Origin of the sequence: Acetobacterium sp. (assembly GCF_039830195.1) — a bacterium.
Classification (GTDB): domain Bacteria; phylum Bacillota; class Clostridia; order Eubacteriales; family Eubacteriaceae; genus Acetobacterium.
This window is the reverse complement of sequence record NZ_JBDODG010000005.1, coordinates 1-20,167: the sequence shown is the minus strand read 5'-3', so window position 1 is coordinate 20,167 and position 20,167 is coordinate 1. Positions and strand designations below refer to the sequence as shown.

The window sequence follows — 20,167 nt, the reverse complement described above, 5'->3', positions numbered from 1 at the left end:
GCGCCTTTCTGCAATAAAAGGAAGTGAATCTAATGGTACTCTACATTTCAATTAGTCTCATTCTATTGTTTCTTATTTTCGGATTTATATTTCCAGAACAATTGACAGGGATCACCAGTCAGCTGTTTGGCTTTATTACCAACGATCTGGGCTGGTTTTATCTGGCAACCGTTTTGGGAATCCTGATATTCTCACTTTACCTGGCTTTTAGTCGGTTTGGAAAAATTCGTTTAGGTAACGAAGATGATCGTCCGGAGTATTCCAATTTTTCCTGGTTTGCGATGCTCTTCAGCGCCGGGATGGGGATCGGTCTGGTTTTCTGGGGCGTTGCTGAACCTATTTTTCATTATGCCCAGCCACCGATGGGAATTGAACCGCTATCAAATCAGTCGGCGATGATGTCTTTTCGGTACACTTTTTTACATTGGGGCTTTCATCCCTGGGCGATCTATGCCATAGTGGGATTGGCGCTGGCCTATGTTACTTTCCGAAAAAAAATGCCCTGTCTGATCAGCTCAACGCTTTATCCATTGCTGGGCGAGAAGACCAAAGGACCAATTGGTCATGGCATTGATATTCTGGCATTGATTTTAACAGTTATTGGGGTGGCAACCTCCTTGGGGATGGGTGCACTACAGATAAACGGCGGATTAAACACCCTGTTCAATATTCCCAATACCTTTAGTACCCAAGTTATTATTATCATTGTCATCACAGTTTTATTTTTAATCTCAGCAACCACCGGATTGGACAAAGGTATCAAAATACTCAGCAACACCAATATCATTATTGCCGTGTTGCTTTTGTTGTTTGTTTTTTTATTTGGTCCAACCGTGTTTATGATCGATACTTTTTTTGTCAGTCTCAGTGGCTATATTCAAAACATTTTACCTTTGAGTCTGGCTTTGTCGCCGTTTGAAAAGGATCCCTGGATTGGCACCTGGACGATTTTTTATTGGGCCTGGTGGCTGTCCTGGGGGCCCTTTGTGGGGACCTTTATCGCCCGAATATCCAAGGGGCGGACAGTCAAGGAATTTATTCTCGGGGTGGTCATCCTGCCGGCGATTTTCTGCTGTATCTGGTTTACCATTTTTGGCGGAACCGCTCTATACTTTGAAATATTTGATGGTGTTGATATCGTCACCCAGGTTACTAATGATGTGACAGTGGGCTTATTTGCCACCCTGGCTCATTTGCCCATCGGCAATGTCATCTCTTTTATTGCGACCATTCTGATAATCACTTTCTTTGTCACCTCAGCCGATTCAGCGACCTTTGTCATCGGCATGTTTTCCCGAAATGGTGATCTGAATCCGGATCGAAAAATAAAAATAATCTGGGGCAGTGTGTTGTCACTGATGGCCATTGTGCTACTGTTCAGCGGCGGACTGGTAGCGATGAGAAATACCTCCATCATCATGGCATTACCATTTTTATTTATTATTATCATGATGTGTGTGGCAATTTTCAAAGCTTTCCGCAATGAATAGGAGACTGAAAACATTGTTTTCGGGCCAAAAACAACAATAGTTAACGAAGGGACTTAGTGCCAGTTTGAGTACCACTATGTCAGATATTGATGTGGCCGCTGCCCAGGTGGAGATTGGCGCTCGACATATTTTCTATGGTGGACAGGTGCTGGCGCAGGGAACTACCGGTCAGGCTGAAATGCTGAAGGCCATGGTGGGAGCTTTTAAACTAAAAGAACAATTAAAAAACCGAGACGGCACTTTTAGGTGCGGATCTCGGTTTTTTTAGGTGGATCAAAACAAATCGGTGCTGGTCTTATAACTTAGCCAGCAACTCCTGTTTTTTCTGAATGAATTCTTCCTCACTGATGATGCCTTTTTCTTTTAAAACAGCTAATTTTTCGATCATCGCGATGGGATCTTCGGGAGCCGGATCAGTGGTGGGTGTGCCTGTTTGTGGCTGGCCAGGGGCCTGACTTGAAGCTGCTGAGGGAGCACCTTCTGGTTTACGGGCAGTATAAAGCTGGACAACCCGCTCGGCTTCCCGGGCATAGAGAATGCTGATGGTTTCGATGGCATCAGCGGTTTTTATCTCCAGATCATTGGGGTTCATCCCCAGAGTCAGGGATAAGTCCAGAAACGAAACCGTACTGGGTTGGGTCGACATCGACAAGATCTGGTCGTAGGGGAAACTTTTTTTAGTGCTCAAATCCCGATCATAGAGCACAATTTTCTGGTTGGTACAGGTGATGAATTTTTTTGATACCAGGCTACCCAGTCCCCAGGCAAAGTAGACCAGTTTTTCATCAGGATCCAGGAAGTTTTTGACAATCTCCAGGGTGGTGGGGTCCAGCTTGGCGGCAATAAAGGCATCGATCTGGTCCGCGGTGATAACAAAATCATTGTTACTCAGGCGCCAGAGATACTCGGTTAAGGTGACAATGTCAATGGTTTTGACTTCTTCAATCGGGGCGGTGATCAGGGGGATGGTATTAACGAGGAGGACACAGTGATCATCACCCTTATTAATGGCGAGGGAAAAAAGTTTGTCTTTGGGAATGACGCCCACCGTAGAGAATGACTGGTTCTCGGGGAACTGAATTTTAAAATATAGGTTACTGGTGGTCAGCAGCAGGATTTGACCTTTGGAATCTTTGAATTGGAACAAAAACTTTTCCTGGATGTTATAACTCGGAAAGGTTTTTAATACATTTTTTAAGACCTTTTCGGCAAAGGGATACATGTCGATTTTGGTGGAAACGGGACTATTGGCAGGCAATAACAGCTGCTCACAGAAATGCCCGGTAAACGCGACGACCTCATCATCCCCGGCATTGATCAGGGGAGATCCTGATGTTTTTACGGGGTCAACAAGTTGCGCCATCAGGGTATCGGTATAAGCTTTGATGCGCTGATCCATTTCTGCGCGCAACCGTTCCTGTTCTTCTTTTTTAAGGGCAATTTCTGTTTGAATTGAATCAATACTTTCCTTGGCCAGATCGGTAACATCTTTAAATAGATCTTTTAATCCCATGATTGGTCTCCTTTTGATTGATTAATTGCTTTCATTTTACATAAGGATCGGGAAAATAGCAAATTAAAACGGCCTTCTGAATTTTTCTTTAAGATAAATTCAGAAGGCCGATAGATATTATTATGCAGTTATTACTGTTTAGCCTTTAAGAATGGAGAGTGCTTCTTCGCGGCCACATTCCATCAGGTAAGGAATTCTGGTAACTTTGGCACATTCTTCAGTTAAGGACATCAGCTCATTACGGGTGATGCTGTCGGTGTTAAAGCATCGGGCACCGGCCATTAACTGCTGTAAACCAACCCGGATTTTATCGGAGTAGCTGTAGATCCCAATGGCTCCCAACGGAATATTCTTAATTTCTTTAGCTCCGACGATTTCTTTGACAGCCTCGTAGCAGGCAAAAATTTCTTCAGGTGTGGAACCGAATTCGCTGACGGTTTTGGGCAGGTTATTTTCTTTCATCCACTGTTCGATGTTTTTACCAACCATCCCCGGAATCATCAGAGCCCGGCCCATACAAACGGCTTTGACATAAGGGGCGCCGAGTGCTAAAGCTTTGAAGACACCATCTTCACTGCTGAATCCGCCCGCAAAGGCCAGATCAGGAACGCGTTCGCCCTGGGCTTCCAGAATTTGAGCAAATTCCACGGCGGCTGAATGCAGGTAAATTGAAGGCATCCCCCATTCTTCCATCATTCGCCAGGGGCTCATTCCGGTTCCGCCGGGGGCGCCGTCAATGGTTAGCAGGTCAATTTTAGCTTTAGAACACCATTTCATGGCCATCGCCAGTTCTCTTAAACCATAGGCCCCTGTTTTTAAGGTGATCCGTTTATAACCCAAAGCTCTTAAACGTTCAACTTCAGCCATAAAGCCATCTTCGCTGATAAAGCCAAGACGACTATGGCGTTCAAATTCGTGAATAGCGCCGTCTTTAAAGGCCGCCTGAATCACAGGATCCATTGGATCAGGGGTGACAATGTAGCCACGTCGCTGCAGTTCCATGGCCCGTTCGATGGTGTTAACCTTGATTTCGCCACCGATACATTTAGCACCCTGGCCCCATTTCAGTTCAATGGTTTCAATTTTATGTTTATTAATGATATATTCAGCAACACCCAGACGAGTATCTTCAACATTCATCTGAATCAGAATTTCGCCTTTGCCGGTATGATATTTTTTATAGGCTTCGATGCGGCGGTCCATATCTGGTGCTTCGATAACCATGTTGTTTTTGTCCAGAACCAGGCGTGGGTCAATTCCGCAGACATTCTCACCACAGACGATGGTAACACCAGAAACCGCAGCACCGACGGCAAAGTGATCCCAGTTTTTACGGGCGATTTCAGTAGATCCCAGCGCACCGGTAAAGATCGGAACGTTCATGGCTACTTTGCGATCCCAACCGTAAGCACATTCGGTGCTGACATTGGGGAAACGGGCGTTATCAGGTGTGCCCACTTCGCCGTTAGGCAAACCTTTGGCACCCAGCGCATAACCCTGAATATTAAGATGTGAATAATCGACCGGATAGTCCTTGTCGCCACCAGCGGTGACATCGCCGAAGGGACCTGGATAAATCAGTTCCCGGCCTCGGAAAGTGGCTTTGAACACTTCGCAATTTCCGCGACATCCATCCACACAGCGTGAACAGAGACCAGAACATGGGACAATACTTTTAGAACGGTTGAAGGTACCGGTGGCATCATTGCCGTTAGGTCGTTGAAGATTCATAAATTTTCCCCCTTGAAAATTCTTTATTAGTAAAATCTGTAAATTTATTATGATAATTTGCATCGTTAAGAATTATCAAATCAGCCTTATACTGGACTAAAAACTTACTTTACCATTATAAATCAAATGCGGAGATTGTCAATAGAGCCGAAATATGACAAAATAAAAACAGATACTGCCCTTTAAGTGGTAGTGTTTTTATTTCGACGACAGATATATAGAAAGTCAACCTCTCAGACACAATTGTCTTTATTTTAAGGACGATTGTATCTGAGTGACGAGTCAGAGTGCAAAAATATTTACGAAAAATTAAATATAAACTTTTTCGTCGGTGATTTCAGTATTCAGAACAATGCTCAGGTTGCCATTGCGACACCGCAATTTGTCGATAAATGCTTTTTGATCCACATCATTTTTCAGGCAGATGCAATAGATAATCTCGAACAGGGCACCGAAGTCGCTGGTTTTAACCCGTTGAATTTTGTGACTGACGGTATATTCTTTTAAAATATCATCAAAACAGTTCTGAAAGTCAATGTCCTCGGGAATGGTGATTTTCAACTGCATATTTTTAAGCTTCGGTTTGCCATATTTGGTGATGTGGATGATGACCATTACGGTACAGAGAATAACCGCAAAGATGGCGCCATATAAGATATAACCCATACCACAGGCCAGACCTACCGCCAGGGTGAAGAACACATAGGAGATATCAATGGGATCGCCAGGGGCGCTTCGGAAGCGGATCAGGCTAAAGGCTCCGGCCAGACTGAAGGCCCGGGCGACGTTGTTGCCGACTAGCAGAATGATAATCGCAATTATTGCCGGCAGCATGATCAGGGTGACCACAAAGCCGGGGGAATAACCATCTTTACCGCGGGTGCGGGTGTAGACAAAGCTGATAAACAGTCCCATCAACAGAGATGCAAAAATGACACTTAAGGCCGTTTGGATGGTCAGGGTTTCGGTCAGGGTGGTAGAGAATAGAGAGTCAATCATTGGTAAGCTCCTTTAGTTATTAACACAGGGTGTCAATTTATTGTTGATCGGATCATTGCTGTAAATCGGCAGGTTGATCAGTTTGCCAATACTCTGTTTGCGGTAGTCTTTATAAGCTTTTCCGTATTTTGAAAAGCTGCTACTGTATATCTCCAGTTCGGTCAGCGCATGAGTCAGCCACAGTGGAATCGCGCCGAGGATTTTGACTTCCATCAGATATTGGTCCGCCGGGATCAGAAAATGTCCGAAATCCCCTTTTTCCAGAGACAGACTATGCTGCCGGCTTTTTAAGTTGTAGTCAAAGGTGACCCGCAGTTCCGGGTCGTCTTTTCCAACAAAGGCAATCCGTTCATAGCCGATGTAGGTTTTAGGGGTGACCGGATGGTTTCTTAAGAAAAATTCAATTTCTTCCAACACCAACTGATTCATGATATTGATTTCTTTGGGGTATTCCAATCTAGAAATAAAGCGGGAGGCCTCGTTGAGGCTGAGGGTTGCCCGCCGTTTGTTGACAACCCCACCGATTTTCTTTTTCAGTTCCAGGAAAACCTGATCGTCGGGAGAGCTGGGGATGGCATAGCTCCGTAACCGGAGTTTTTCTTTATAATAAGGTTTGGACAGAGAATGGCGGATGATGTCGTAGTTGTCAGTATCATAATAGATATTGTAAATCGAATAGCCGTCATTCTTAGACGTGTAAGCATCTGGCTTCATTTGAGTTAGCAGCACGGGCATCAGTTGTTTGAGTTGGCTTTCGTTTAACTGATATTTATTTTCATAGCGTTTAAAAGTTTTCGTGATCATGGTAGTACCTCCATAAAGTTTTTTATTTAATATCGCTGCTTTTCTAAAGTATACTCGACCAGTTTGTTAAGCGTTTGTTAACTTTGTGTTTTTTTTGTGAACGTTCTGAAAATAAAAAAAAGATGCACCCAAGGTGCATCTTTTTTTGAAGCGGTATTAAATTTTTAAAGTAAACCAGAAAACCGAGCCTTCATTGATTTTTGAGGTAACGCCATAATCACCGTGGTGCATATCGAGAATCGATTTGACGATGGACAGGCCCAGACCGGTACCGGTGACCGCTCGCTTGTGGGTTTTATCGACCTTGTAATAACGGTCCCAGATGTAGGGAAGGTCTGCTTCGGCAATCCCTTCGCCGGAATCAGCCACTTCTATTTTGACCCAGTCGGCCAGGTCATCGGCCGGGTTTGGGAAAATAGTTTGGGTGACGGTGATTTTTTTATCCTCGCCGGTATAGTTGATGGCATTGGTCAACAGGTTGTAAAAGGCCTGGGAAATCCGGGTTTCATCGGCCGCCAGAGTAACATCCCGGTCAGCAATAAAATCAATCTGGTAGCCATCCATTTCCATCAGTTTATTCATCCGGTTAATCGAGTCGCCCAGGCTGGCTGTTAGATTATAGGGTTGGCGATGGATGCTGATGTTGCCGGTTTGCAGCTTGGAAATATCCATGACATCATTGACCAGGGTGGTTAACCGTTTGGTTTCATCGACAATAATCTGGGCATTTTCGGAATTATTTTCATCGGGTAAATCCCGCATCGCTTCGGCATAGCCGCTGATCAGGGTTAACGGGGTCCGTAAATCGTGGGAGATATTGGCAATTAACTCCTGACGCAGTAACTCAACCTTTGACAGCTCTTTGGCGGTATAGTTGAGGGTGTCCGAGAGCTCGGCAATTTCCTGATAGCCAGTGCCTTTAAACCGGGTGGAATAGTCGCCGGTAGCCAGCATTTTAGCACTGTTATTGATGGCTTCGATCGGTCGGGAGATCCATTTGGCAATGATCAGGGCCAGGATAACCGAAAATAGGATCATAAAAGCGGTAATATAATAAAGCTGAACCCGCAGGGTATTAACGGTGGCATTTACTGGAGAAATCATTGAGTTGAGCACCAGAGTTAATTCTTCATTGTTGGCATTGACGATAGTTTTAGAATAAATAAGGGTATCCTTATCTTTTTCTTTTTCCGCGGTTGGGGGTTTTGTTTGAACCTCGGTTGTCTCAGAAAGCTCAGGATCGGAATTCGGGACGGTTTCCGGTTCGGTTTCTCTGGTATAGCCATCATGATTATAATATTGAAACAATTCGCCATCGTTGTTGGTCACCTCGGAATGGAGGGCTTTTTCATCAAATTCCGGCTTGCTGTGGATGATACATCCCTTGACAACATGTGACGAATAGATAGTCTCACCAGAACTTGACAAAACTTTGATGCAGATATCGTTGTTTTCTGAAACCGTGGCGATGATGGTTTCGATGTCCTCATCATTGATACTTTTTTCAATGGTGTTAGCCGTGGCTTTAATTTCATTGATTTTGATGCCCTTGTAAAAACTGTTTAAAAAAATCACCTGAAAAAACCATAGGAGCAATAGTAATACGCCGCAAAAGCCCAGCAGGAAAAGAAAAATCTTCCATTTGATACTGATTTGACGGAGTCGGCTTTTTTTCGGGGATGATGTCTTGCTTTTCAATGGCCTAACCTTCAAACCGGTAGCCCACTCCCCGGAGGGTGGTAATTAGTCCGGCATATTCTCCGAGGCTTTTGCGGAGTAATTTTATGTGGGTGTCCAGGGTCCGGTCATCCCCGTAGAAATCATAGCCCCAAACCTCAGTGATCAGTTTTTCCCGGGTCAAGGCAATATTTTTGTTTCGGATCATATAAAAAATCAGGTCAAATTCTTTTGGCGACATCTCAATGTTTTCGTCATCGATGAGGATTCTTCTGGCCGTAAAGTCAGCGGTCAGGCCGTCTTTCACAAAGATGTCGTGCTCCTGGGGCTGATCCCGGGCGGCCCGCTTCATAATCGCATCAATACGCATCATTAATTCTTTGGGCGAAAAGGGCTTCACCACATAATCGTCAATACCCAGCTCAAAGCCATGAATCTTATCGTATTCTTCACCCCGGGCCGAAAGCATTAACACCGGAATATTTTGGCTTTTTCGAATTTCTTTGACAGCAGAAAAACCATCCAGCTCCGGCATCATGATATCCATAATAATAATGTCAAAAGCTTCTTTGCGGCACAGCTCTACGGCTTCCATCCCGTTGGAGGCTTCAACTGCCGTATGGCCTTCGAAAATTGCATATTTTTTTATCAGTGCTCTGATTTTTTCTTCATCATCAGTTATTAATATCTTATACATCCACTTCACCTCTTTTGCTCATTATAATATAAATAGGATAATATTGCTAAGTGTTTATTGCGTGAACAGGTTCTGATTAATGGCTGAAAAATTATTCAGAAAACCTGTGCTTATGTGACATTATCACAGAAAAAAATCGGAAAAGCCGGTAAGATATAAGCATAATCAAGAAGCGTTAAAATTTACACCAAAAATTTACACCAATAATTGATTTAAAGGAAGGTATTATTATGTTAAACTTATTATCAAGAAAATCAGAATCTAAAAATTCGGTTAAAAGAATATCCCCAGATGAGGCTAAAAAACGTTTGGATGCCAATGAACCGGTTGTACTACTCGATGTCAGAGAAAAAGCCGAGTATGCCAATCAGCATATTCCAAACAGCATCAATCTGCCACTGAGTAATATTCTGGCGGTGGGACAAATCTTACCAGATAAAAATACCACCATCTTTGTCTATTGCTTAAGCGGCGGCAGATCTCAAAGTGCCGCCAGTCAATTGGTTAAAATGGGGTATCAGAACGTTTATAATCTTGGCGGCATCAGTAGTTGGAAATACGAAACCGTGAGTGGCAGCCATTAAATAAAGAAAAAATGAGGTGGGTATGGGAGATCATAAAATACAAGCATTAACCAGGAAGGTGTTTTTAAAAATATCACCCCCCGGAAGTGGGGATATCATTGGTGATCAGGAACGTATTCTAAACGCATTGACCCGGGAATTCGGGGCGGTGCGTTTTTCCCGGCGCCTGCTGAAAAAAGTATACCCCCTGTGCCGGGAGGCCAATTGGGAGATTAGTCTGACCCTGGTCAAAAACGGTACCACCTGGGAACTGGTGGAACTGGAAGCCGGGGATCAGCGGCATCGTCATTTTGGCGTAGCGGTCGATTTAGGCAGCACCTCAGTGGCCATGAAAATGGTCGATCTGAATACCGGTAAGGTACTGGGTGAAGAAAGTATCTTAAATGACCAGATCCAGTATGGTGATGATATTCTCAGCCGGATCTTTTATGCCAAAAATAAACCGGATCACCTCATCGCGGTACAGCAAGCAACCGTCAGCACATTAAATGGCCTGCTTCATCAGCTGGAAGAAACAACCGGGATCAAGGCGGAGGAATCCTCCATCATGGTCGTTTCCGGCAATACCACGATGATTCACTTTTTGTTGGGCATTGATCCCTGGCCGGTCTTTGAGTATCCCTTTGCGCCGGTGTTTAACCATACCGGGTATCTGGAGGCCCGGGAGCTGGGTATCAACACCGATGGCTATCTGTATTGTCTGCCCTCGGTGGCTAACTATTTAGGCGGCGATACTGTCAGCGGCTTGCTGGTGGCTGGCCTGCACGAAAAGGAAGAATTGGGCCTGTTTATTGATATTGGCACCAACGGCGAAATGGTGCTGGGAAATCAGCATTTTCTGGTCGCCGGAGCTGGGGCCGCCGGACCGGCATTGGAAGGCGGCATCAGCAAAAATGGCATGAAGGCCACCGCCGGTGCGGTGGATTCAGTTGTGATCGCCGAGAATGAGCTTGTCCTGACGACCATCGGCGGGCACAGGCCGCTGGGCATTTGCGGATCGGGAATTGTTGACCTGATTGCCCAAATGCTGTTAAACGGCTGGATTGATTTTTCCGGTCGCTTTAATCCCGAGAAATCGCCACGGATCGTTATTCGTGACGGCGAATATGGAGTCCTGTACGCCAGCCGGGAAGAATCCGGCAATGGCCAGGAACTCCTTTTTACGCAAAGTGATATGAGCCAGTTCATCGACACCAAGGCCGCCGCCAGCACCATGGTTGGCTATCTGCTGGAACGGCTGGGGGTGGAACCGCTGGACGTCGATCGGTTATATATTTCCGGAGCCTTTGGGACTTACATCAATCTGGAGTCGGCGATCACCATTGGCCTTTATCCTGATTTGCCGAGAGAACGTTTTGTTTCATTGGGAAACAGTTCGTTAAAGGGGGCCACTGCGCTGTTAACCAATGGCGAGAAAATGGAAGAGGTCGCGATGCTCCAGGAACGGATTGAATATCTGGAATTTGGTGCCGCCACCGATTTTATTTCGCGGATGTATGCCTCCCGGTTTCTACCTCATACCGACTTTGATCTTTATCCCACCGTCAAGGCGGCCTTGAAAAAATTCGGACGCCAGCGATAATCAAAAAAACAGGCCGCCTGATAATGGTAAATAGCCATTATCAGGCGGCCTTTATTTGGTCGGGAATTATTTTTGTTCGATTTGGGGCAGACTGTCAAAGCCGATTTGAAGATCTTCGTCAGTGGGAACATAGTCGGTCATATTGCCGGCATTGTAATTCATATAAGCGGTCATATCAAAGTAGCCGGTGCCGGTCAAGCCGAAGATGATGGTTTTCTTTTGGCCGGAGGCCTTGCAGGCCAGCGCTTCGTCAATAGCCGCTTTAATGGCATGGGCGGACTCAGGGGCGGGCAAAATTCCTTCAATTCGGGCAAATTGAGTGGCGGCCTCAAAGACTTCATTTTGGGTATAAGATTTGGCCCGGATGTAGCCGTCATGGTAAAGCTTGGAAATAATCGGACTCATACCATGGTAGCGTAATCCGCCGGCGTGGTTGGGCGATGGCATAAAGCCACTACCCAGGGTGTACATCCGAATCAACGGTGTGGTTTTCCCGGTGTCACCAAAATCCAGGGCATAACGTCCCCGGGTTAAAGATGGGCAGGACGCTGGTTCGACAGCTAAAAAGTCAATGTCATTTTTGCCTTCAATTCGGTCAGCCATAAACGGGGCAATCAGACCCAGTAAATTGGAGCCGCCGCCGGCACAGCCGATGATGATATCCGGTTTAATGTCATACTTATCGCAGGCGATCTTGGTTTCCAGTCCGATAATGGACTGGTGCAGACCGACATGGTTTAAGACGCTGCCCAAAACATATTTGCAGCTGTCGGTGGTGACGGCCACTTCAATGGCTTCGCTGATCGCACAGCCCAGCGATCCGTTGGTGTCTGGGGTTTCAGCTAAGATTTTTCGTCCGGCGTTGGTGGTGTTAGAAGGGGAAGCGATTACCTTGGCCCCATAGGTTTCCATTACGGCCCGACGGTGGGGTTTCTGTTCGGCCGAGACCTTTACCATATAAACAGACAAATCCAGATTATAGTAGGCACAGGCCATGGAAAGGGCGGTGCCCCATTGTCCGGCCCCGGTTTCGGTGGTTAATGAGGTTAAACCCTGTTTTTTGGCATAGTAGGCCTGGGCAGCGGCAGAATTCAGTTTGTGCGAACCTGAGGTATTGGTACCCTCATACTTATAGTAGATTTCGGCTGGAGTGTCCAATTCTTTTTCCAGACAATAGGCCCGAACCAGCGGTGATGGCCGGAACATTTTGTAGAAACTTTGGATTTCTTCAGGAATTTCAATGTATTCATCAGTGGTATTCAGTTCCTGATCCACCAGCTCTTCGCAGAATACCGGCAGCAGTTCCTCTTTGGTGCAATATTCGCCGGTGCCGGGATTTACAAAAGGTTCAGGCAGCTCCTTCATTTTGGACCGGAGATTGAACCAGGATTTCGGCATCTCATCTTCACTTAAATAAATCTTATAAGGTATCTTTTCCATGGCGGTTTCCTTTCTTTCTGTTGTTAATCATTACAGACTGCTGCCTGTAAATACAAAAAACTCGTCCTCTACTAAAAGTAAAGGACGAGTATAACGACTCGTGGTGCCACCTTTTTTCACAGGATCAAACCTGCCTCTGCAGAATACTAACATATTCCTCAACACTGACGTAGTTGTCACGTCATGGAATACTCAGCGTCAGCCTTTGACCATGCCCTCAGCGGTCCATTTGATGGATTGCGTTCTGCAAGGCTCTCAGCCTACCTCGCTCTCTGTTAGTGCATCTTCCACCGTTATCTCCGCATCAACGGTTTGTTTTTATCTAATTAGATATATTCTAAATGAAAAATTAAGAAAAGTCAATTAGTAAATTCTAATCTTGACAATTATCCGCAAATGAAGTACAATCGATTTGTAAAGAAATTGTAACGAAACGGAGTTTCGATCTGAGGATTGAAATGGAAATGGAGGTTTTATGATAGAAAAAGAGAATAAAAATCCTAACAAAAGAAAGAAGTCGCTTCTTAAAATAGGTATGGCCAGCGTGATCATCACCTGTGTGGTGGGAACAGCCAGTTCCTTTGTTTTTGCCAAGGAAATTAAGGTAACCGTTGATGACAAGGAAAGAGTGCTTAGTGGCGGGATGTTCCAGAATGTCGGCGAGGTGCTGGAAGACAATGGCATAAAACTGGGCGATCAATATACCGTCAATGTTGATACCAACTCGGTGCTGTTTGCCGTTGATAATATCGAAGTGAAAAGCAAAGCCAGTGGCGAACTGTCATTTGCTGGGAAAACCATTATTTATCAGACCGAAGCAAAAACGGTGGGCGATTTGCTTAAAGAGTATAAGATTGAACTGGGCGACCTTGATCGGGTCGAACCGGGACAGTCAACCGCCCTGGAAGATGTGGAGGAAGTTGACGTGATCCGGGTTGAGGTTGCTGAACTGCCAAGCCGACAGGTCATTACCTATACAACCCAAAAGAAAGACAATCCGGAAATGGAAGCTGGCAAAACCAAGGTTGTCCAGGTTGGCGTTGACGGAGAAGCCAGTCAGGTTGAACGGGTGCTTTATGAAAATGGTGTGGAAGTCAAACGTGAGATTATTTACGATGAGATTGTCACTGCGCCGATTCCTGAAATTGTCGAAGTAGGGACCAAAGCCGTTGTTGTGGCCCCGGTTCCGGTAGCTGAAACTCAGGCAGTGGTTGAAACTCCGGCAGCGGTTCAGACACCGGCTACCGAAGCCCCAGCAGCAGTGCCGGAGCCAGTGGTCGAAACTCCGGCTCCGGCAACTACCACTAATACGATTCCCGAAGGTGCGGTAAAAACGGTGATCCAGTGTACGGCCTATACGGCAACAGGAAATGCCACTGCATCGGGTGTGATGCCAACCGCCAACCACACGGTAGCAGCTTGGAGCGGCCTACCCTTTGGTACTAAGATTTACATCCCGGCTATGGGCACCACTTATACCGTTGAAGATCGGGGCGGAGCCGTAACCGAAGGAATTGTCGATATTTATATGGATTCCTACGAAGCCTGTATACAGTTTGGACGACAGAACCTGGAAGCCTATATTGTTTATTAAAATGAACTAAACGTAAAAAGGATGTGCTGCGGCACATCCTTTTTTATCTTCATTTTTGTGGGCACTAAAAGAGCACTAAAAAAGCAGAAACCTCTCACGCGGTTTCTGCTTTAATTTTTTAGATGTCTTAAGACCAGGGCACGATAGTCGAAGGGATTGGTAATATCCCGGGTGTAGGGAATCGATGCGATGTTAAGCTTCACATCAGGTTCAATCGCTTCATATTCCGAAATCAGCGCATTGAAGGCATCGGTAATTTCCTGATTAATCAGCAATTGATTTTTGACGGAGGTGTTTTCCATGAGAATACTAAAAACACTGCCATCGAGAATATAAATTAGGTGGGAGCTGTAGCAATGGGTCTTGATAATCTTTAAAGTTTTATAGAGAATTTCGTCCCAGAATCGTGAACCGTTCATGGTTTTAAGTTCGTCCAGATGGCGAACCGTAATCATTTCGAGGGTCAGAATGGTTTCACCCCGGGAAGCGCGTTCCATGGCATATTTAAGATCCTTGTAATATGCTTTTTCAATGGTTAGTCCTGGACTTTCTTCCAGATTATCGTAGGAAGCAATCTGGTGCTCCAGATTTTTTTTGAAATGGAAAAGCTCCCGAACCTTTCTGATCAATAAGGCAGAACTCCATAAAATCATCGGAATTACGATCAGCCAGCCGACCTGATAAAATTTAAAGGGAATGCCAAGGTAGAAAACAGAAATGAGCGATAAAACCACATAACTGGATAGCAACAAGATCATAAAAAAGATACTGGCGCCGTAGGGCATGGCAATCGTAAAGATCAGACAGGTGAATAAAATAAACACCACGCTGTAGTCAATAAAATTAAATTCTGAAGCGGTGAAAATCAGAAAAGCGCCAAAAACCATCAGTCCCATAAAGAAAAAAACAAGCGGCGGCACCATATCGGTAAAGCTGGGCTTTTTCAGGGGAAGGTGGTTTGTTTTTTTAGGTGGTTTGGTATTTTGCTGCTTGGCAGCCTTATCTTTGGTCTTCGCCGCCTTTCTTTTTTCTGGCGGCAGTGGTTTTTCCTGAACCGGTGCTGTCACAGTCAGAATCGGTTTATCCGGAGGGGGCTCCGGCGCTTGTTTAAGGACCGGTGGTGGGGAGGGCTTCTGCGCTTCTAAAACAGCTTCGGGAGGAGGCTGTGGTTCGGTCACTTCGGAAAATCTGGATTTGAGAATTGCATCAACGGTATTTGATGTGGATTGATCAGCCTCGTTTGATGCGACGGACACCCTGGAAATGGAAGCGGTGCGCTCCGATTCGTAAGCGTAGGGGGTGGTTCGACCCAGTATCTTTGACAGGGTGGGCAACTCTTCATCATCCTCGATTTCGCCGATGGGGGTGGAAAAGCCAGCCGATTCATTGAGTGGCGATGGTTGATTGGTGAGACGATCACCATCAAATGCCAGCCGGTTGGTCCGAGTTTCGAAAGGACGGGAATTGAGAACAGCTTGATCCAGAGCATCATCATCTGATATATCAACACCGGAAAGAAAATGTTCACCGGGTTGGTAGGGATCCTGAATGGCCGCTTCAAGGACCTCAGCATTCACTTCACGGGAAATGAAACCGTCATCAATGAGTGAAGCCAGCTTTGCATCAATTCGTATTTCGCATTCTTGGATGGTGGTATCCAGATGCTGTTTTTTTTCGAGAATAATATCCAATTTACTCGGCTGGATTTTGTCATTATTCATATGTATCCATCGCTTTCGCAAGTAATTTCATTGCAATATTTTTTGGTCATTGACTTTATCATCATAATCGTGGATGATAAAGGAGCTTTTAGAGGCGTGAGAATCATTATAATAAATTATAAATAGTCCTCTACAACTACACATTATAGCAAAGATTTTGCTTACATAAAAGGGAAAATCGAAAAAAGGCAATGAATTCAGAAAAAATATTTTTTATCAACAGGCAATGATATCAAAAAACATCGTAAATAGAAGTCTAAACCGCCTGCTTACCGGATTTTGATCATTTGGATGATAAGTATCAACGGATGTCTGTGTATATGTGGATAAGTCATTAAAAAATAATCAACAGATCGATTGAAAAAAAGATAATCATGAAAGCCCATGGTTAGGGAAGTTTTGGCGAAAAGGTGGAGTATTTACAATACTTATCCACATATAGTGGATAGAACTGCCGAAATTGTGGATAAGTCTGTTGATTATTTGTGAAAACTATTAAATTATACGTATAGAAGGAGTTAATTGTGGATAACATTTTAAAAAAAGGCGAAAGAATCGAGGATTTAGGTCTTAAAAATCTAAGGATAATCCAGAATCCGGATTATTTCTGTTTTGGAATGGATGCTGTTTTGTTATCCTGGTTTGTTTCCCAGCGAACAAAGGGGGCTCCTCACATCATCGATCTGGGAACCGGGACGGGGATTATACCACTATTGCTTTATGGCAAAACGAAGGCGGCCTCCATCACCGGGCTGGAAATACAGGAACCTCTGGTGGAAATGGCCAGACGGAGTATGGCTTTGAATGGGTTATCAGCCCAGATCAAGATCATTGCCGGCGATATTAAAGAGCCGGGCAGTGAGATTCTCCCCAACACTTATGATGTAGTGGTCAGTAATCCGCCCTATATGCGGGCCCAGGCTGGACTCAAGAACAATTGTGAGACAAAAACAATATCACGGCATGAAATTTTATGCAGCATTGAAGATGTTCTCATTTTCAGCAAACGGATGTTGAAGGATCGGGGCCGCCTGTTTCTGGTTCACCGGCCGGAGCGGCTGGGGGATATTATTTCACTGATGCGGTTTTATAAAATTGAGGTCAAGCATTTGCAATTCGTTTATCCGTCTATTAAAAAAGAAGCCAATCTGGTCTTGATTGAGGGGCGAAAAAGCGGTAAGCCGGGGTTGAAAACAGATGCTCCGCTGATTGTTTATCATGAAGATGGGGAATACACCCAGGAAATTTATGATATCTATGGGATGAAAAAGCCGGAATAAACAGTAAAATTAAATTTTTGATAGTTCCGGGCACATGCCGGCGCTCATGCCTTTTGCGAAACAGAAAGAATATTGGGAGGGTTCGATGGCATTTACTTATTTTTTTAGAGATTTACATACCCTGGAACTGATCTGCGACCACGCCATTCCAGACCTTCGCTCAAAGCCGGAGCTTAAGATCTGGGATGCCGGCTGTGCCATGGGACCGGAACCTTATACCCTGGCGATGCTGCTGCGGGATCGGATGGATCAGTGTGATTTTGAAAAGGTTAAAATACAGGCAACCGATATTGACGGCAGTGACCTTTTTGATAAGATTATATTAGCCGCCGAATACCCCCGGGAACAGGTGCAGCGGATGCCCGTCGAAATTTTTGAAAAATATTTTATCAAGGTTGAAAACCGGGATTCTTATCGGCTCACCGCTGAGATCCGGGGCGCGGTAACCTTTCAGAAGCATAATCTGTTGACCTTGAACAGCATTGGGAAAGACTTTGGATTGGTTTTATGTAAAAATGTTTTGCTTCATTTTAATGAGCAGGAACGCATTAATGTGATCCGGATGTTTTATGAGGCTCTGATGGAGGGTGGCTATCTGGCCATGGAACAAACCCAGAAGCTGCCAGCCGAATTAGAACATCAATTTGAGCCGGTGGTGTCGAATGCCCGCATTTATCAGAAACGCAGCAATTAGAATTAACAAAAGGTGTCCGGAGCTCAGTCCGGACACCTTTTTTAGGATCGGCCCCGTCGGGCCTTAAGAATACGAATGTCTTCCCCTAAAAAGGGAATGGTTTTAAAATTGCCGGAGATCCGGGAGGAAAGCCGTTCGTCATAAAGTGTCTTAATTTTGAGAACCGTCAGATTACTGGAGATGATCATCTTTTTTTCGGCATTAAGGCGGCTGTCAATCACCTCATAGAGCTGTTTCTGGCTGTATTCTGAAGAAAATTCAGCCCCTAAATCATCGATGATCAGGAGGTCGCAGAGCAGCAGTGGTTCATAAATTTCGGTAGAGGTTTTCTTCTCCCGGAACAGCTGATCCTGAATGCTGGCGACCAGGTGAGCCGCAGTGACATAGACAATCCCATAACCTTTCTCGGTCAATTTATTGACAATGCAGTTGGACATAAAGGTTTTGCCGACCCCAGGCGGTCCGGTAAAAAGCAGCTGGTCTTCAATATTTTCAAAATTCTGACAATATTTCAGCATATTGTTTTTAATGTTGAGGGCATTAGAGCGATGGCTGGCAGATCCGGAAGCGATCGGTTGATCAGAATAATAGTCAGGGTTAAAGGTTTCAAAGGTTTCCCGCTGGGCCCGGGTTTTCAGGTCATAGCTGGAAAAACTGATCTCTGCCAGACACTGGTTCAGACAGGAGCAGATCCCCTCCGGGAGAATCCCCGTGTCCTGACAAAGGGAACAATAGTAGGAGTGGGTCAGCAGGGGGGCCTTTTCTCCGGCCAGGGCTTTTTTTCTGGCCTCGATCTCGCTCATCTGTAGACGGATGGCGGCGGTTTTATCCAGCTCCCTGGCGATGGTAGCCCGGGTCAAGGCAACTCCCAGGCGGTTGATTTGATTGTCCAGATCAGATAGCTCGGGAATCTGACCATAAAGGGCTTCCTTTTTTTTGCGCTGTTTGAATTGATAGGCATTCTGTTTTTCTTGCAGCAGGGCAAAGGCATCATTATAGGTCTTCATCGTTTATCTCCAGTTCCGGCCATAAATCCTCGGCATAATCGACTTCCATATCCAGGTAAGCCTGTTTACGGGAATCACTCATAGGTTCAAGGGACTCTTTATGATCAAATTTGGGTTTCGGTTTGTCATTTTTAATGTCTTCCAGGGTTTTAAAGCCCTGTTCGTGCCAATTCTTCAAAATTCCATCAATATATTTCATATTGGGTTTGTTGGTTCGAGATAAAGCCTGGACAATGATTTCCATCGAAAAACCATAGTCATTAAACCAGGTATCCATCATCTGCCGCTCAGAAACCATAGGGTTTCGCTGGATGCCCAGATATTTGAAAATCTGGAAATAGCTGGTACGTTTATGGGCGGAGTCTTTAATATGGGCCTCAGCCTCGATGTGATCGCGGACCTGGGCGGTATAAAAACCCTTGGCGACGGTTTCCAGATAAGAAACTACCTGGGCCGGGGTAAAGGTGCGATCTTTTTTATTGATCATGTTAATGGAATACTCCACAATCAGAATGACGGCTTCCGGGGTGAAATTGTATTCATCCAGCCAGCGTTTGAACAGCAGGGTTTCTTTTTTAGTGATGGTCCGGCTTTCGTACATATCCTGAATGGTGGTGTACATTCTTTGAATCCGGTCCTCCATGCTGTTGGAAGACTGGGCGTTTTTAGGAACTGTGGTTTCCGGGATAGTCTCGTTTTTATAGAGAATAGTACCGGTGATATTATAGAAACGAACCAGCGCATCCCTGGTGCCGGTGTATTCAATGGCGATGATTTTTTCAGAAGCCCAATAATCCCAGGCTTTTTTTACATCGGTTTCTAATAAATTCAGATCTTTGGCGATATCTTCGTTGCTGATGGGGGTCAGACCCTGATTGAAGCATCGCTTTAAGCCGTAAAGATAGACCTTCACGTAGTCCCCCCGAGCCATGGGCATATAGTGATTGATAAAAATATTCTCAATAGGCGTGACACCCAGGTCATCATGGCTGGAAACTAATTCAAAACGATTCATTGTTTTACCTCGAGTTATGGATTGATAATCTTTTTTTGCTAAAAAACTTTTAGATTGCATAAATACAATTATGTTATTATATCACATCGCATTTAATTTGTGAGGAATTCCTGTTTTCTTTAAGCAGGGCAAAGAATTCTTAAAGAGTATAAGAAAAACCGGTTTACTGATAAAAAAACGGCGTAAAATCACGAGATTTCTTGATAAAACTGAAACTTATGATATAATAACCAATTGGATATTGCATATACACTTGCACTGAAAGGAATAAATATGGATGCTTTTCCCGACTTTGACAGTTAACAAAAGCAAAAGCAGCTAAAACCACTTTTAAATAGG

General features: G+C 44.8%; 17 protein-coding genes. 7 read left to right on the top strand and 10 right to left on the bottom strand.

Features of this window, described 5'->3' with window-relative positions:
* Positions 1–32: 32 nt before the first annotated feature.
* Together ABGU93_RS00955 and ABGU93_RS00950 are read left to right on the top strand one after the other, a co-directional pair.
* Complete coding sequence (locus ABGU93_RS00955) at positions 33–1,490, top strand: BCCT family transporter (protein ID WP_347411634.1); 1,458 nt, start codon at positions 33–35, stop codon at positions 1,488–1,490.
* A 76-nt stretch (positions 1,491–1,566) separates the two neighbouring features.
* Positions 1,567–1,758 carry a hypothetical protein gene (locus ABGU93_RS00950; protein WP_347411633.1) on the top strand — a complete coding sequence of 64 codons (192 nt, stop codon included), beginning with the start codon at positions 1,567–1,569 and terminating at the stop codon, positions 1,756–1,758.
* Between the two features lie 27 nt (positions 1,759–1,785).
* Here ABGU93_RS00950 and ABGU93_RS00945 read toward each other — a convergent pair whose 3' ends face one another.
* The 6 genes from ABGU93_RS00945 to ABGU93_RS00920 form a co-directional block, all read right to left on the bottom strand.
* Entirely contained in the window at positions 1,786–3,003 is a 1,218-nt protein-coding gene (locus tag ABGU93_RS00945; protein ID WP_347411632.1) for an SHOCT domain-containing protein, read from the bottom strand.
* 138 nt (positions 3,004–3,141) lie between these two features.
* Entirely contained in the window at positions 3,142–4,734 is a 1,593-nt protein-coding gene (locus ABGU93_RS00940) for an FMN-binding glutamate synthase family protein (RefSeq protein WP_347411631.1), read from the bottom strand.
* A gap of 309 nt (positions 4,735–5,043) precedes the next feature.
* Positions 5,044–5,733 carry a DUF4956 domain-containing protein gene (locus tag ABGU93_RS00935; RefSeq protein ID WP_347411630.1) on the bottom strand — a complete coding sequence of 230 codons (690 nt, stop codon included), beginning with the start codon at positions 5,731–5,733 and terminating at the stop codon, positions 5,044–5,046.
* Between the two features lie 12 nt (positions 5,734–5,745).
* Positions 5,746–6,537, bottom strand: coding sequence for a polyphosphate polymerase domain-containing protein (locus tag ABGU93_RS00930; protein ID WP_347411629.1), 792 nt, complete (start codon positions 6,535–6,537; stop codon positions 5,746–5,748).
* A gap of 156 nt (positions 6,538–6,693) precedes the next feature.
* Positions 6,694–8,235 (bottom strand): HAMP domain-containing sensor histidine kinase, encoded by a 1,542-nt coding sequence (locus tag ABGU93_RS00925; RefSeq protein WP_347411628.1) that lies wholly within the window; start codon positions 8,233–8,235, stop codon positions 6,694–6,696.
* 4 nt (positions 8,236–8,239) lie between these two features.
* Positions 8,240–8,911 carry a response regulator transcription factor gene (locus ABGU93_RS00920; RefSeq protein ID WP_347411627.1) on the bottom strand — a complete coding sequence of 224 codons (672 nt, stop codon included), beginning with the start codon at positions 8,909–8,911 and terminating at the stop codon, positions 8,240–8,242.
* Positions 8,912–9,141: 230 nt separating this feature from the next.
* On the opposite strand from ABGU93_RS00920, the gene ABGU93_RS00915 reads away from it, so the two are divergent.
* Together ABGU93_RS00915 and ABGU93_RS00910 are read left to right on the top strand one after the other, a co-directional pair.
* The gene (locus ABGU93_RS00915) at positions 9,142–9,495 is read left to right on the top strand and encodes a rhodanese-like domain-containing protein (RefSeq protein ID WP_347411626.1); all 354 of its coding nucleotides are present in this window, start codon (positions 9,142–9,144) and stop codon (positions 9,493–9,495) included.
* A gap of 22 nt (positions 9,496–9,517) precedes the next feature.
* Positions 9,518–11,077, top strand: coding sequence for an ASKHA domain-containing protein (locus ABGU93_RS00910; protein WP_347411625.1), 1,560 nt, complete (start codon positions 9,518–9,520; stop codon positions 11,075–11,077).
* A gap of 66 nt (positions 11,078–11,143) precedes the next feature.
* Here the strand turns inward: ABGU93_RS00910 and ABGU93_RS00905 are convergent, their stop codons facing one another.
* Complete coding sequence (locus ABGU93_RS00905) at positions 11,144–12,517, bottom strand: TrpB-like pyridoxal phosphate-dependent enzyme (RefSeq protein ID WP_347411624.1); 1,374 nt, start codon at positions 12,515–12,517, stop codon at positions 11,144–11,146.
* A 475-nt stretch (positions 12,518–12,992) separates the two neighbouring features.
* Between ABGU93_RS00905 and ABGU93_RS00900 the strand changes: the two genes are divergently transcribed.
* On the top strand, positions 12,993–14,111 hold the full coding sequence (locus ABGU93_RS00900; RefSeq protein ID WP_347411623.1) for a G5 domain-containing protein: 1,119 nt from the start codon (positions 12,993–12,995) through the stop codon (positions 14,109–14,111).
* A gap of 110 nt (positions 14,112–14,221) precedes the next feature.
* Here ABGU93_RS00900 and ABGU93_RS00895 read toward each other — a convergent pair whose 3' ends face one another.
* Entirely contained in the window at positions 14,222–15,832 is a 1,611-nt protein-coding gene (locus ABGU93_RS00895; protein WP_347411622.1) for a hypothetical protein, read from the bottom strand.
* Positions 15,833–16,356: 524 nt separating this feature from the next.
* Here ABGU93_RS00895 and ABGU93_RS00890 point away from each other — a divergent pair.
* Complete coding sequence (locus ABGU93_RS00890; protein ID WP_347411621.1) at positions 16,357–17,112, top strand: tRNA1(Val) (adenine(37)-N6)-methyltransferase; 756 nt, start codon at positions 16,357–16,359, stop codon at positions 17,110–17,112.
* Positions 17,113–17,197: 85 nt separating this feature from the next.
* Positions 17,198–17,806: a CheR family methyltransferase gene (locus ABGU93_RS00885; protein ID WP_347411620.1), complete on the top strand. Its 609-nt coding sequence runs from the start codon at positions 17,198–17,200 to the stop codon at positions 17,804–17,806.
* 41 nt (positions 17,807–17,847) lie between these two features.
* On the opposite strand, the gene ABGU93_RS00880 is transcribed toward ABGU93_RS00885, so the two are convergent.
* Together ABGU93_RS00880 and ABGU93_RS00875 are read right to left on the bottom strand one after the other, a co-directional pair.
* The gene (locus tag ABGU93_RS00880) at positions 17,848–18,813 is read right to left on the bottom strand and encodes an ATP-binding protein (RefSeq protein WP_347411619.1); all 966 of its coding nucleotides are present in this window, start codon (positions 18,811–18,813) and stop codon (positions 17,848–17,850) included.
* The gene (locus tag ABGU93_RS00875; protein ID WP_347411618.1) at positions 18,800–19,828 is read right to left on the bottom strand and encodes a DnaD domain protein; all 1,029 of its coding nucleotides are present in this window, start codon (positions 19,826–19,828) and stop codon (positions 18,800–18,802) included. The genes ABGU93_RS00880 and ABGU93_RS00875 overlap by 14 nt, the downstream gene beginning before the upstream one ends.
* Between the last annotated feature and the right edge of the window lie 339 nt (positions 19,829–20,167).

Excerpts from the sequence above, each read along its gene's own strand:
- ABGU93_RS00955 (WP_347411634.1), top strand. The coding sequence starts at position 33 with ATGGTACTCTACATTTCAATTAGTCTCATTCTATTGTTTCTTATTTTC.
- ABGU93_RS00950 (WP_347411633.1), top strand. The coding sequence starts at position 1,567 with ATGTCAGATATTGATGTGGCCGCTGCCCAGGTGGAGATTGGCGCTCGA.
- ABGU93_RS00945 (WP_347411632.1), bottom strand. The coding sequence starts at position 3,003 with ATGGGATTAAAAGATCTATTTAAAGATGTTACCGATCTGGCCAAGGAA.
- ABGU93_RS00940 (WP_347411631.1), bottom strand. The coding sequence starts at position 4,734 with ATGAATCTTCAACGACCTAACGGCAATGATGCCACCGGTACCTTCAAC.
- ABGU93_RS00935 (WP_347411630.1), bottom strand. The coding sequence starts at position 5,733 with ATGATTGACTCTCTATTCTCTACCACCCTGACCGAAACCCTGACCATC.
- ABGU93_RS00930 (WP_347411629.1), bottom strand. The coding sequence starts at position 6,537 with ATGATCACGAAAACTTTTAAACGCTATGAAAATAAATATCAGTTAAAC.
- ABGU93_RS00920 (WP_347411627.1), bottom strand. The coding sequence starts at position 8,911 with ATGTATAAGATATTAATAACTGATGATGAAGAAAAAATCAGAGCACTG.
- ABGU93_RS00915 (WP_347411626.1), top strand. The coding sequence starts at position 9,142 with ATGTTAAACTTATTATCAAGAAAATCAGAATCTAAAAATTCGGTTAAA.
- ABGU93_RS00910 (WP_347411625.1), top strand. The coding sequence starts at position 9,518 with ATGGGAGATCATAAAATACAAGCATTAACCAGGAAGGTGTTTTTAAAA.
- ABGU93_RS00905 (WP_347411624.1), bottom strand. The coding sequence starts at position 12,517 with ATGGAAAAGATACCTTATAAGATTTATTTAAGTGAAGATGAGATGCCG.
- ABGU93_RS00900 (WP_347411623.1), top strand. The coding sequence starts at position 12,993 with ATGATAGAAAAAGAGAATAAAAATCCTAACAAAAGAAAGAAGTCGCTT.
- ABGU93_RS00895 (WP_347411622.1), bottom strand. The coding sequence starts at position 15,832 with ATGAATAATGACAAAATCCAGCCGAGTAAATTGGATATTATTCTCGAA.
- ABGU93_RS00885 (WP_347411620.1), top strand. The coding sequence starts at position 17,198 with ATGGCATTTACTTATTTTTTTAGAGATTTACATACCCTGGAACTGATC.
- ABGU93_RS00880 (WP_347411619.1), bottom strand. The coding sequence starts at position 18,813 with ATGAAGACCTATAATGATGCCTTTGCCCTGCTGCAAGAAAAACAGAAT.
- ABGU93_RS00875 (WP_347411618.1), bottom strand. The coding sequence starts at position 19,828 with ATGAATCGTTTTGAATTAGTTTCCAGCCATGATGACCTGGGTGTCACG.